Source organism: Bacillus sp. TCT6, assembly GCF_056033845.1.
This window is the reverse complement of sequence record NZ_JBVYHX010000001.1, coordinates 3042983-3056185: the sequence shown is the minus strand read 5'-3', so window position 1 is coordinate 3056185 and position 13203 is coordinate 3042983. Positions and strand designations below refer to the sequence as shown.

General features: G+C 33.1%; 15 protein-coding genes and 1 pseudogene. 9 read left to right on the top strand and 7 right to left on the bottom strand.

The annotated features are described in order from the left end of the window. Nucleotides 1–227 precede the first annotated feature (227 nt). Both AC0ONG_RS15590 and AC0ONG_RS15585 read left to right on the top strand, forming a co-directional pair. Nucleotides 228–1427: a multidrug effflux MFS transporter gene (locus AC0ONG_RS15590; protein ID WP_000758019.1), complete on the top strand. Its 1200-nt coding sequence runs from the start codon at nt 228–230 to the stop codon at nt 1425–1427. 549 nt (nt 1428–1976) lie between these two features. Further along, nucleotides 1977–3368 (top strand): amino acid permease, encoded by a 1392-nt coding sequence (locus tag AC0ONG_RS15585; RefSeq protein ID WP_001284408.1) that lies wholly within the window; start codon nt 1977–1979, stop codon nt 3366–3368. A 198-nt stretch (nt 3369–3566) separates the two neighbouring features. Here the strand turns inward: AC0ONG_RS15585 and AC0ONG_RS15580 are convergent, their stop codons facing one another. Then, entirely contained in the window at nt 3567–4586 is a 1020-nt protein-coding gene (locus AC0ONG_RS15580) for a zinc-binding alcohol dehydrogenase family protein (RefSeq protein WP_000643781.1), read from the bottom strand. A gap of 188 nt (nt 4587–4774) precedes the next feature. On the opposite strand from AC0ONG_RS15580, the gene aiiA reads away from it, so the two are divergent. After that, nucleotides 4775–5527 (top strand): quorum-quenching N-acyl homoserine lactonase AiiA, encoded by a 753-nt coding sequence (gene aiiA / locus AC0ONG_RS15575; RefSeq protein WP_000216598.1) that lies wholly within the window; start codon nt 4775–4777, stop codon nt 5525–5527. Between the two features lie 40 nt (nt 5528–5567). Here aiiA and AC0ONG_RS15570 read toward each other — a convergent pair whose 3' ends face one another. From AC0ONG_RS15570 to AC0ONG_RS15560, 3 genes are all read right to left on the bottom strand, one after another. Continuing rightward, nucleotides 5568–6062, bottom strand: coding sequence for a YhfM domain-containing protein (locus AC0ONG_RS15570; protein WP_000901705.1), 495 nt, complete (start codon nt 6060–6062; stop codon nt 5568–5570). Between the two features lie 89 nt (nt 6063–6151). Then, on the bottom strand, nt 6152–6616 hold the full coding sequence (locus tag AC0ONG_RS15565) for a DMT family transporter (RefSeq protein ID WP_000965812.1): 465 nt from the start codon (nt 6614–6616) through the stop codon (nt 6152–6154). A gap of 13 nt (nt 6617–6629) precedes the next feature. After that, a complete protein-coding gene (locus tag AC0ONG_RS15560; protein WP_002082423.1) occupies nt 6630–7076 on the bottom strand; it encodes a DMT family transporter in 447 nt (148 codons plus the stop codon). 108 nt (nt 7077–7184) lie between these two features. Between AC0ONG_RS15560 and yeiL the strand changes: the two genes are divergently transcribed. The 4 genes from yeiL (at nt 7185) to AC0ONG_RS15540 (ending at nt 10068) form a co-directional block, all read left to right on the top strand. Continuing rightward, the gene (gene yeiL / locus AC0ONG_RS15555; RefSeq protein WP_000754833.1) at nt 7185–7877 is read left to right on the top strand and encodes a transcriptional regulator YeiL; all 693 of its coding nucleotides are present in this window, start codon (nt 7185–7187) and stop codon (nt 7875–7877) included. A 15-nt stretch (nt 7878–7892) separates the two neighbouring features. Further along, nucleotides 7893–8252, top strand: coding sequence for a glyoxalase superfamily protein (locus AC0ONG_RS15550; RefSeq protein WP_016077426.1), 360 nt, complete (start codon nt 7893–7895; stop codon nt 8250–8252). Nucleotides 8253–8446: 194 nt separating this feature from the next. Further along, nucleotides 8447–9490: a flavin-containing monooxygenase gene (locus AC0ONG_RS15545; protein ID WP_000882897.1), complete on the top strand. Its 1044-nt coding sequence runs from the start codon at nt 8447–8449 to the stop codon at nt 9488–9490. Nucleotides 9491–9819: 329 nt separating this feature from the next. Then, the gene (locus tag AC0ONG_RS15540) at nt 9820–10068 is read left to right on the top strand and encodes a hypothetical protein (protein ID WP_000666947.1); all 249 of its coding nucleotides are present in this window, start codon (nt 9820–9822) and stop codon (nt 10066–10068) included. A gap of 36 nt (nt 10069–10104) precedes the next feature. Here AC0ONG_RS15540 and AC0ONG_RS15535 read toward each other — a convergent pair whose 3' ends face one another. Then, entirely contained in the window at nt 10105–11142 is a 1038-nt protein-coding gene (locus AC0ONG_RS15535; RefSeq protein ID WP_001050173.1) for a serine hydrolase domain-containing protein, read from the bottom strand. Between the two features lie 111 nt (nt 11143–11253). Then, the gene (locus AC0ONG_RS15530) at nt 11254–11448 is read right to left on the bottom strand and encodes a hypothetical protein (RefSeq protein WP_000819655.1); all 195 of its coding nucleotides are present in this window, start codon (nt 11446–11448) and stop codon (nt 11254–11256) included. 133 nt (nt 11449–11581) lie between these two features. On the opposite strand from AC0ONG_RS15530, the gene AC0ONG_RS15525 reads away from it, so the two are divergent. Then, the gene (locus AC0ONG_RS15525) at nt 11582–11863 is read left to right on the top strand and encodes a hypothetical protein (protein ID WP_098437288.1); all 282 of its coding nucleotides are present in this window, start codon (nt 11582–11584) and stop codon (nt 11861–11863) included. Between the two features lie 28 nt (nt 11864–11891). Here the strand turns inward: AC0ONG_RS15525 and AC0ONG_RS15520 are convergent, their stop codons facing one another. Continuing rightward, nucleotides 11892–12182 carry a DUF3784 domain-containing protein gene (locus AC0ONG_RS15520; RefSeq protein ID WP_000171767.1) on the bottom strand — a complete coding sequence of 97 codons (291 nt, stop codon included), beginning with the start codon at nt 12180–12182 and terminating at the stop codon, nt 11892–11894. Between the two features lie 141 nt (nt 12183–12323). Between AC0ONG_RS15520 and bla the strand changes: the two are divergent. Next, nucleotides 12324–12839 (top strand): annotated as a pseudogene (gene bla / locus AC0ONG_RS15515) (subclass B1 metallo-beta-lactamase); the annotation flags it as partial. Between the last annotated feature and the right edge of the window lie 364 nt (nt 12840–13203).

The window sequence follows — 13203 nt, the reverse complement described above, 5'->3', positions numbered from 1 at the left end:
ACATTTGAACGTTAATACTAGAAAAATAAAAGTAATATGTAATATAATTGAAAAAGTATGTTTTAAAATCAATGTTAATATTACCCTCCTATAAGTATTAACATACGTAATTGAGGTGTTTTCTTTGTTGTTTTATGACCGGATTTCTATAATGGCCCCTCCTGTTCCATAGCTTAGGAAAGTCTTTTTACTTCTGAGATTTTCAAAGTTATAGGAGGGTATGAAAAATGAAAAAAGTCTCGGTACCATCACTTTTGTTAATGATTGTTCTTGTCGCATTTCCGCAAATTAGTGAAACGATTTACACACCATCTTTACCAGACATTTCAAAGGCATTACAGGTAAGTAATAATGAGGTGCAGTTAACACTTAGTGTGTATTTTGCTGGATTTGCGTTAGGTGTATTTTTTATTGGTTGGTTATCAGATATAATTGGTCGTCGCCGGGCGATGTTACTTGGAATTGTCGTATATGGCGTTGGGAGTTTCTTGTGCTTTATTGCAAATTCCATTGAAGTTTTATTGCTAAGTCGTTTTATTCAAGCGTTTGGAGCAAGTGCAGGATCCGTGGTTACACAAACGATTCTTCGGGAAAGTGTAGATGGGCATAAACGCCATGTTATGTTTGCTCAAATTTCGGCAGTCATTGCTTTTACACCAGCGATAGGCCCGCTAGTTGGGGGCTTTCTTGATCAAATGTTTGGATTTAAAATAGTATTTTTAAGTTTAGTTGTTATGAGTGTCGGGATTTTTCTGTATACGTTTGTTTCTCTTCCAGAAACAAAAACAGACTCAGTGACAAATAAAATAAATGTCTTTTCAGTATTGAAAAGATTAATTACAAATCCGAAAGTAGTAACATATGGGCTATTAATTGGAGGAGCAAATGGTGTTTTATTTAGCTATTATGCAGAAGCACCGTTTATCTTTATCGAATACTTTCAGTTATCACCCAGTACGTATGGATTTTTAGGAATTGTTGTTGCGTCTGCTTCTATTGTTGGAGCGAAAGTTTCAAAACGTTTACTGGTTACTTATAAGCCAGAGAAAATTATATATATCGGTTGTCTTGTAATGACAGGTGGAGCAGTCGTTTTATCTATTATTACTTCAGTTGGATCAAATCCAAATATAATATATATGATTGGATTTTTAGTAGCGATGTTTATATTGCTATTAGGAATTGGAGTAGCGTTACCTAATTGTTTAAGTTTAGCATTAGTAGATTTTCAAGATGTTATTGGTACAGCTGGTGCATTGTTTAGCTTAGGGTACTATATAATTGTAACGGTGACAATTTTGGGAATGAGTCAGCTGCATACAGGCTCGTTACTGGTGATGCCACTTTATTTTCTGGTTATTGTAGTTATTATGATGGTGTTTACTAAAGTGTTTATTTTAGGTAAACAAACTTCAAAAGCAATTTAAATATGAAATGGTAAAAGGGTCTCATTAAAAATGAGACTCTTTTATATTTTATGCCTCAAAATTGGACTGGACTAAAGAAGTTAGTAATTTATTAATATATTAAATTTCTGATTGGTATATGAATCTAACGTTTGGGAAATCACGTTATCAACTATGAAGATTGAAGTACATGAGATGTGAAACCGAGGAAGAAATGCCATCCTTGGTTATTTATATTGTAATAATATTCATACCGGAATCATATTGAATAGATGTATTTTATTGTTAATTTAGTTAAAAATTAAGCAGGCTTATGTATAATAATTTATTGAAAAAATAATTGAATTTTTCAGATTAATGAATTAATATAAGGTAAGTAATTTTAAGATTTATAGAATATTGGAAGATGAAGGTTTTGAGAATTTTATTAGGAGCACAAAACGATTTTAGGATAGCTTTAAAGCTAGTGTAAAATGACGTTTGCTTCATCATTTTCAGGGCCGAAAGGAATTAGGGGAAAGCATCTTGTTTTAAAATGCGGCTATGAATCATCTAAGAGGGGGAAGTGAAGTGGCAAACAAAGAATTGAAAAGAGGTTTAGAAGCACGTCATATTCAAATGATTGCTTTAGGCGGAACAATTGGTGTTGGTTTATTTATGGGGTCAGCCAGTACAATTAAATGGACAGGTCCGTCAGTAATGCTTGCTTATGCAATTGCAGGTATTTTTATCTTCTTCATTATGCGTGCCATGGGAGAAATGTTGTATATGGAGCCAAGTACAGGCTCATTTGCGACATTCGGTCATAAGTATATTCATCCGCTAGCTGGTTATATGACAGCGTGGAGTAACTGGTTCCAGTGGGTTATCGTTGGGATGTCAGAAATTATCGCGGTTGGAGCGTATATGCAATATTGGTTCCCGGATTTACCAGCTTGGATACCAGGTATAATTGCCATGGTCATTCTTGGTGCAGCTAACTTAATTTCTGTTAAGTCATTTGGTGAATTTGAATTTTGGTTCGCGATGATTAAAATTGTTACGATTCTATTAATGATTATTGCGGGATTTGGTCTTATTTTCTTCGGAATTGGTAACGGTGGAGAAGCGATTGGTATATCTAATCTTTGGTCAAATGGCGGTTTCTTTACAGGTGGTTTTTCAGGATTCTTCTTTGCATTATCACTTGTAGTTGGAGCATATCAAGGTGTGGAATTAATCGGGATTACTGCTGGTGAAGCGAAAAATCCGAAGAAGACACTTACAAGAGCAATTCAAAGTACAATTTGGCGTATTTTAATATTCTATATTGGTGCTATTTTCGTTATTGTAACTGTGTATCCGTGGGATCAATTAAGTACAATTGGTAGCCCGTTCGTAGCGACTTTTGCGAAAGTTGGTATTACGGCAGCAGCTGGACTTATTAACTTCGTTGTAATTACAGCGGCAATGTCTGGTTGTAATAGTGGTATTTATAGTGCTGGACGTATGCTTTATACGTTAGGGATAAATGGACAAGCACCAAAATATTTCACAAAACTTTCTGGAAATGGTGTACCTTTATTTGGTACAGTTGGCGTAATTATCGGTTTAGCGGTTGGTGTTGTATTAAGCTATATTGCACCGAAAAACTTATTCGTATATGTATATAGTGCGAGCGTACTTCCTGGTATGGTACCATGGTTCGTCATTTTAATTAGTCAAATTCGTTTTAGAAAAGAAAAGGGAGCAGAGATGAAAGATCATCCGTTCAAAATGCCATTTGCTCCTGTAACAAACTATTTAACGATTGCCTTTTTAATTATGGTATTAATCGGAATGTGGTTTAACGATGATACTCGTATTTCACTAGTTGTAGGTATTATTTTCTTAGCTATCGTTACAATTAGTTTCTATGCTTTTGGAATAGGGAAGCGAGCTCCGTTAGACGTTCAAAACAATAAAGAGATTTCAAGTAAATAAAGAAAAGGCTGTTCATCTGGAACAGCCTTTTCTTATTGTTGATATAATTTGATTTGTGATAGATATATTTGAAAAATCGTTGATATATTGTACGTTATGATAGATATATTTGAAAAATCGTTGATATATTGTACGTTATGATAGATATGTTCGAAAAATCGTTAATATAATTTCACATACTATCTGTCACTATCATGATTAAAATTTCTCTAATACGATTTTCCCGATGGTACGTCCACTTTCAAGTAGTGCATGTGCCTTCTTTAAGTTTTCAGCGTTAATCGGTGTTAATGTTTCATTTAAGGTAGTCTTTAAAATGCCTTCATCTAGTAGTTCGCTTACTTTATTTAATAGTTCGTGCTGCGTAATCATATCGCCAGTTTCATACATTGCTTTTGTAAACATAAACTCCCAAACGAGTGTAGCACTTTTACTTTTTAAAATACCCATTTCAAGAGGGTGTTCATTTTCTACGATAGAGCAAATTTTGCCTTGTGGTTTAATAAGGTCACATATTGCTTGCCAATGTTGATCTGTATTGTTTAAGCAGAAAATATAATCTACATCGCTGAATCCAAGGCTTTGTAATTGCTCTTTTAAAGGGGCATGATGGTCAATTGTATGGTCAGCTCCAAGCTTTTTAACCCAGTCTATCGTTTCGCCGCGGGAAGCAGTTGCAATTACATTTAGTCCAGCCCATTTCGCCAGTTGAATTGCAATTGAACCGACACCACCAGCTCCGCCGATAATTAAAATGTTTTTAAATGAGTTCGTATCTTTTTTAGTATGATCAATGCCTAAACGTTCAAATAAACCTTCCCAAGCTGTAATCGCTGTTAAAGGAATTGCGGCAGATTCAGCATCATTTAACGTTTTTGGTTTCTTACCAACGATTCTTTCATCAACTAAATGATATTCACTATATGTACCTTGTCTCGTAATGCTTCCAGCGTAAAACACTTCGTCGCCTTCTTTAAATAACGTACAACCTTCGCCCGTTTGTACGACAATACCACTCGCATCCCAGCCGAGTATTTTTGCTATATCTTCTTTTTTATCTTTCGGAGAGCGAACTTTTGTATCAACTGGATTAACGGAAATTGCGTTAATTTTAACGAGTATATCTCTTCCTGTAGCAACAGGTCTTTCAACTTCAATATTAATTAAACTGTTTTCTTCTTCAATAGGTAAGTATTCATGTAAACCAATTGCTTTCATTTCTATTCCCTCCATTAAAGTAAGAGTCATTTACTCTTTTATTATAGATGGTGAAATGCCATTATGTAAAAAAAGTACACTCTTTTTTATTTATGCTGGTATGAAAGTGTGGAAGGAGTTTATTTCTAAAAAGCAGAATTTTTTATTGTGTTACTTTATCTTAAATTAAATGTAAAGGTGGATACATAATGACAGTAAAAAAGCTTTATTTCATCCCAGCAGGTCGTTGTATGTTAGACCATTCTTCTGTTAATAGTACGCTCACACCGGGAAATTTATTGAACTTACCTGTATGGTGTTATCTTTTGGAGACGGAAGAAGGGCCTATTTTAGTAGATACAGGTATGCCAGAAATTGCGGTTAATAATGAAGGTCTTTTTAACGGTACATTTGTTGAAGGACAGATTTTACCGAAAATGACTGAAGAAGATAGAATCATAACTATTTTAAAGCGTGCAGGGTATGAGCCAGATGATCTCCTATATATTATTAGTTCACATTTGCATTTTGATCATGCGGGAGGAAATGGTGCTTTTTCGAATACGCCAATCATTATACAGCGTGCTGAATATGAGGCGGCGCAATATAGAGAAGAATATTTGAAAGAGTGTATATTGCCGCATTTGAACTACAAAATTATTGAAGGGGATTATGAAGTGGTACCTGGTGTTCGGTTATTGTATACACCAGGACATTCGCCAGGGCATCAGTCACTGTTAATTGAGACAGAAAAATCCGGTCCGATATTATTAACGATTGATGCATCTTATACGAAAGAGAATTTTGAAGATGAAGTGCCGTTTGCAGGATTTGATTCAGAATTAGCTTTATCTTCAATTAAACGTTTAAAAGAAGTTGTGGCGAAAGAGAAACCAATTATTTTCTTTGGTCATGATATAGAGCAGGAAAAGGGATGTAAAGTGTTCCCGGAGTATATATAGTGCAAAAAGTCATGAGCTCGCGTGCTCATGACTTTTTCGTTTAAATAATTTTTTTAAATAAATTATAAACTTTTTTTGAACTATCTTCGTTTAACTGATAGTACGTAAGGTTTACATCATCAGGAGTATCTTGCTGAGCAATCATCACTTCGCTGTTGTGATGATCAACTACCCATATGAAATATTTTTTATAAGTTCCATCTTCGAAAGTAATCCACATATCACAATCTATTAAATCTGATCCTTCCTCATCCAATGTTAATTTGCCTTTTTTTGCGGTATTCATACTGTTAATAAACGTTTTTAACTCATCTGTTTTTGTGAGAAAGATATCCTTTTTTGTTTTAATTGATTCGACATGTATATCTTTTATTTCCTGTTTTCCTAAAAAAACAGGAGGCTCATTTGGATCTCGGGAGCTTGAAATAATAGTAGCTTTCTTTTTCGGCTTATTTGCAGTATACAGATCTTGAATAGATTTTCCCGAGTTTACAAACCATACAATTCCAGAAATAATTAATACGCTACCTAACAATAAAATAATTTTTTTAATAGGATTTTCTCCTCTCTATTACTTTGTGTGAAGAGCTTTTCTATTAATATATGATAGGTAAGCGTAAAGTATTATAGTTGAACTTGGTTATGCTTCACAGTTTTTATCGGGCGATCTATGAGTAAATTGTAAGTGAGCCCAATTAATACGAAAATGCCACCGATAACTTTACCGATAGAGAGTTCATTTGTCAGGAAGAAATCAATAATAGTCCCCGCAAATAATTGTCCGATAAAGATGAGTAATGTTAAATAAAAGGCTGATATTTTAGGAGTAATATAGTTGGATAATGAAATAACGATAACGCCTACTAATCCGCCTAAGTACACGGCGATAGGAATAGATTGCAACGTATGAATAGGGATATACAATGAATCTGAACTGAAAATTAAAAATAACATAGAGAAAAATAATCCAGTAATATAATTGAAAAACGTGCCTTCCCAGTTTCCAATTTCCTTTGCTAAATTCGCGTTAATAATTCTAGCAACGACGATAGAAACACCAGCTAAAATAGCGATCGTAATATATAACATATTTTTGCCCCCATTAATAAATTGTCATGATAATAATCCCAGAAGAGATGAATGCTAATCCAACTAGTTTTTTCTTTTCAAACTTTGCAACTTTCATTCCTAATAAGCCGAAATGATCAATAACGATGGAAGCAATAGATTGACCGAGTAAACTTAATGCGATCGTAATAGAGGCACCGAGGACGGAGAAACTTATATTATTAAAAAGAACAGTGAATACTCCAATCGCTCCAGCGCTATATAAAAAAATCGGAATACCTTTATCGAAATGAATTTTATGTTTGTTTAAGATTAAAATGAAGATAACTGCAATTAAACCGACGAGGTGAATGACAACGCTTGCTGTATACTTCCCAATTAACTCGGATAAAATTCCATTCAATGGGAGCATAACGGCGATGAGCACACCAATAAAGACAGAAAGAAAGTTATACAATGTAATATCCCCTTTATATTTCATATTTGTAATGACTGTATCATGCTGAAATTGTGTATTGTTATGACATATGTCATAGTGGAAGAAGAAAATTTTAATTACAATGGGGATGAGTTGTAAAGGTGGGGAACTATGAAGAAAGTATGTAATTCTATTAAACTAGCAGAGTATATGAAGAAAAATAATATTGATTCATTTTTTAGTCATGATATGAAGCCATATATGGAACTTATATTTTTTAAAAAGAATGAGTTTATTTGTAGAGAGAATGAAGAAATAGAGTATTTATTTTTCTTCGTTGAAGGAAAAGCGAAAGCGTTTAATACATTAAGTAACGGGAAATCTGTATTGCTATGTTTCTATGATAGTTTGCAGCTGTTAGGAGATGTTGAGTTAATTCATTCTCAAAAGACTGCTTCAAACGTACAAGTAATGGCAGATTCATATTGTGTTGCTTTACCTTTAGGAAAAGTGAGAAATCAGCTATTTCATGATGCGAAATTTTTAAGATGTATTTGTGGATCGTTAGCACATAAGTTAAATCGACTTTCAAAAAATAGTACAATTAATTTACTATATCCACTTGAAAATAGACTTGCAAGTTACATGTTAGCAGCAGGGGAACGAGCGGTGCAGCACGGAAATCGAATTGTGTTTAGTGGGAATTTAACGGAAACAGCTGAATTGTTAGGAACGAGTTATCGGCACCTATTACGTACATTAAATATTTTTTGTGATAAAGAGATTATAAAGAAAAACAATGGTTGCTTTGAAGTAGTGAATGTGGATGTTTTGAGGGAATTGGCTGCGGATGTTTATAAATAGGAGATGAAGTTATAAATGATTACACCTATATTTAGAATTTTTGATATTGAAAAAGCAAAACTATTTTACATAGGTTTTTTAAGATTTAAACTGGATTGGGAACATCGGTATGAGGAAAATATGCCATTATATATACAAATTTCGTTAGATGATACTGTGATACATTTATCAGAACATCATGGTGATGCCTCACCAGGTGGTGCGATTCGGATCAAAATAGATGATGTAAAGGATTATCATTCTGTATTATTAAGTAAAGAATATGCTTATTCGAAGCCGAATATAGAAAAAACACCTTGGGGTACAATTGAATTAACTGTGATTGATCCGTTTTTAAATAGAATTATATTTTATGAGGAAAAATTGTCGGAGTAGAAAGGATTCATATACAAATATTCATGGGTTAAGTAGTGTAGTTACGTGGTAAATGTAATGAAGAGTAGTTCATAAAGTAGTGAACTGCTCTTTTTCATGTTGTTAAACAGATTGAATTATTGAAAAATAAATCGTATGATAAAATACATGAACAAATGAGCATATATTCATTTGTTGTAAGGAGGAGGGAAAAGATGTTAGATGCAATCATTGTTGGAGCTGGTCAAGCGGGATTGACAATAGGATACTACTTGAAGCAGGCAGGATATAATTTTTTATTACTCGAGGCAGGAAACCGAATTGGTGATTCATGGAGAAATAGATATGATTCTTTGCGGCTCTTTACACCGAGTGAATATAGTAGTTTACCAGGTAGGATATTAAAAGGAGCAAGGAATGAATTTCCACATAAAGATGAAATTGCAACTTATTTAGAAGAATATGCAAGACATTTTCAATTACCGGTACAATTACAAACGGAAGTTCTAAAAATAAAGAAAGAAAAAGAAATATTTGAATTACATACTCCTACAGAAATTTTACAAACGAAAAAAGTTATTATCGCATCAGGTGGTTTTCAGCATCCATTTATTCCCTCGTTTTCAGAAAATCTTTCACCACATATTTTTCAAATACATTCATCACAATATAGATCATCATCGCAAATTCCACAGGGGAAGGTACTTGTAGTAGGTGGCGGAAATTCAGGAATGCAAATCGCAGTAGAACTTGCAAAAACGCATGAAGTTACGGTGTCTATTAGTCATCCCTTAACGTTTTTACCGTTACAACTTTTTGGAAAAAGTATTTTTAATCTGCTAGAAAAAGTGGGTTTATTGTACGCTGAAATAAATACAAAGAGGGGAAGATGGTTTCAGAAGAGAAAGGACCCTATTTTCGGTTTTGAAGGTAAGAAACTTATTCGTAATGGAGCAATCAAACTACAAGAAAAAGTAGTAAGTGCATCAGGAAATAACATTATGTTTCAGAATGGTGATATTTATAGTGCAGAAAGCGTTATATGGTCAACTGGTTTTGTTCAAAATTATAATTGGATTGAAATTGAACAGGCAGTGAATGAGAAAGGGTTTCCTAATCATATAAAGGGAGTTAGTCCAGTAAGAGGATTGTATTATATCGGATTGCCGTGGCAATCTCAAAGAGGCTCTGCGCTTATTTGTGGTGTAGGAAAGGATGCAGTATATTTGCTTTCTGAAATCAAAAAAATAGATCAGTAGCAATAACTACTGATCATCCATATGTACATGAATTAGGAGAGGTCAAACATTTATTAACTTTATTATAATAGATTTTCATAGAATTAAAAACTGAAAATTCAAATTTCATGTTGAGAAAGTTTTTTGTATCGAAATATATGAAAAAATAGGGATTTTCATCCCACATTAACGGACAGTAAGGCCTCCACTGATTAAAGTTTCACTTTATTAAAAGGAAAAATGATATTTATATTTTAGTAAATTATGATATAGTCTAAATAAGTGTGTTTTTCCATAAATGTAATTATTTTCATTGTAGTTTCGTTTATATAAGGGAAGGAGAAGTAATTATGAAGTTTGATGATCAACGCTTACTAGGAGTCCGATTAGGTTCTGTACTTGTGACAGAGGAAAATCAATATTTAGTAATTAAGAAAAAAGATCATTATGCACTATTAAATATACATAATTTAGAATGCACTCATGTTGAAGTGCAGTTAGAACATTTGGAAGAAATGTTACATGAAGATTTTCAGGAAAGTATAACGGAAATTATCGCACCAGAACATATAAAAATTGTTGCGAAAAATGTTATATAGATAAAGAAGCTGGAAGGAACAGCTTCTTTATTTTCATTATAAGGATAACGTTTTTACAACCTCACCAATGATCCCTTCCATTTGATGAACACCTAAATCGGAATTGGTCATAATAACAGCGCCATTCCCGCAGTATGGATAACAAACCATCATACATTGAAATCCGACGCCCCATCCGAGTGAATAAATCTGTAATTCTTCATTAGAATCATCTAGAAAAACACCTAATCCAGTCCATTTTGAGCAACCTTGAGGAGAAATCATGTCTAGTACTAATTTTTGAGAAAGTTTTAGTTTGCCCTTTCCTTGTAAGGAATGAATGATTTCAATGACTAAAGCTGATAAGTCAGTTGGTGTTGTCCAAATGCCTGAAGCAGCTGCGAATGGATAAAATGGAAATCTCTCATTTGTTACAGTTCTATCTTTATTATGGCCGCAAGCAAAAACATCGGTTTTATCTATGTCTTTTGGAGAGAAGAGTGTACTATTTTTCATTTGTAGTGGCTGAAAGATATATTCTTCAAGTAAAAGGTTAAATGGTTTTCCAGTTATATCTTCAAGTAGTAGTTCGATAATACAAAAGTTTGCATCAGAGTAGTGAAATTCACTTTCTGGTTTATAAGTTATTTCTATTGGTACTGAACAATATGATGTTTTACCAGCAAGGAGTTCAGATAAGTTTGGTCGCCCTTGTGCAAATGTAAAATGTTCAAAACTATTAGGAGGATCAATAATTCCAGATTGGTGACTTAATAAATTTCGCAGGGTGACTTTTTTCTGTGAGGTAAATAGATTGGTAGGTATGTTCCAAGATGTAAGTCTATCATTTACGTCTCCATCTAAATGTATGATTTCTTGATCTGATAACGTTAGTACGAGCATTGTAGTGATAAACTTACTAATAGAACAAGAATTAAATATAGAATTCGTAGTGACAGTTCTAGTTGTTCCAGATTCAAGTGTTCCGAAAGTAATCGCTTCGTCTAGTTTGCCGTCACGTATAACGGCAAGACTTAAACCTGCAACGGAATATTGGTTCATTTTCTCGTATATATTGTTACTTTTTAAGTTCATAGTGACTCCTTTCTTCAAAAAAGACAGAATGTTAGTTCTATTATACTATAGTGAATAGAGAGTGTGAGAGAAAAAGAAAAAACTTCATCGATCAAAGATGAAGTTTTTTAGTTAATTTGAAGTGAATGTTTTAAAAAATTTATCGCGGTACATGTACATAATCCATGAGGTTGTTATTAAAGAAATGATGATTTGTTTGTTTTTAATTGGTGCATTGAAAACAAGCCAACCCACTATATCAAATAATAAATGTAGCATGATTGAAAGAACTACAAATTGAAGTAACGTATTTAAAAATCTTTTCATAAAGTGTCCCCCTAAAATAATAGGTTTTATTAACAGTTTGATATAGTGGTATTATACAGTAAATGTTTCTTGTGGTAAAATTTACATAAGTTAGTGAAATAAAACAAATGAAAGTTAGTAAGGGGGAACATTCATGGAATTCTGGATGGTTATACCGATAGTAGCCTTAGGTTTCATTTATATCGCTGAAAAATTAACTACAATTGAAAAGAAAAATGATGCGCGTTTAAAGAGAATTGAAGATAGATTACAATTAATTACGAAAGAATTGGGAATTGTAGAAAGAGAACCTGAAATTAATAAAGAACTACGCCAGCTTGTAGAAGAAGGCAAAAAAATTACAGCAGTTAAGAGAGTAAGAGAAGCTTTTGGTTTTTCCTTACTAGAAGCGAAGCAATATGTTGATAAATTATAAAAAAGATCACCCATTTGGGTGATCTTTTTCACTGCACCATGCGTGTATTTACATAAGCCGCGATTATAACGTGTCCAATTATAATGATAGGAAATAAGATTTTGGCATTAGGAGTAGTGAAGACACTACCGATTGTCGCAATGACACCAGCAATTAAATTATAAAGACCTACTATTTTTGATAGTGTCACTTTATCAAGCACGCGGCGTTCGTTGAATCCTGATAAGAGGCAAGTGTATTGTTTTACTCCGATGAAATAAGCTAGTGCAAATGAAATGATTGCTACTATGAATAATGATGGTGAAGCGAAGAGAGTCATTGCAAACACCTCCGTTAATGGGCTATAAATAAATTATAGTCTGAATGTTATAATTTAACAAAATACAATTTTGATTTTAAATGTAATAGAAAAATGGAGTATTTGTAATGAGGGGAGATTAAGTATGAATATTGTGGAGTTTCAGATTGGGATGAAAAATTAACGAAGGAACTAATAGAAATGGTAGAAAAGAAATTTCAGAAGCGCGTAACGGATTTCATTATTACACATGCGCACGCTGATCGAATTGGCGGAATAAAAACGTTGAAAGAAAGAGGTATTAAAGCGCATAGTACAGCATTAACTGCAGAATTAGCAAAGAAAAATGGATATGAAGAGCCGCTTGGAGATTTACAAACAATTACGAGTTTGAAGTTTGGCAATACAAAAGTAGAAACGTTCCATCCAGGGAAAGGACGTACAGAAGATAATATTGTTGTTTGGTTGCCACAATATAAAATTTTAGCTGGAGGCTGTTTAGTGAAATCTGCGGAAGCAAAAGATTTAGGAAATGTTGCGGATGCATACGTAAATGAATGGTCTACATCGATTGAGAATGTGCTGAAGCGATATGGAAATATAAATTCGGTAGTACCTGGTCATGGAGAAGTAGGAGACAGAGGATTACTTTTACATACATTGGATTTATTAAAATAAGAAATTGTAGAAATACAAAAGAGAGGAGAAATAATTTTCTCCTCTCTTTCTTCTAACTATATTTAAATGCTGAATCTGTCGATTACGCCAGCATGTATTACTGAGATTTTAATTCCAAGTATACAAATACTAGAACTGTCATAATTGCTATAACAACGTAAGTAGCATCAAGCATTATAAGTGTTTTTAAAGTTTCAGTCATTCTAATTCACCCCTGTTATAAAAATATAACATGATCTTTTTATTGATTAGATAAGAGATCATAAAGATAAAATGTATATGAAATTTCTTAAGTAGTTTCTATATAAATATATCATATAAATAATGTAAGTAATGTTAAGATAGTGTAAATGTATTGTAAATA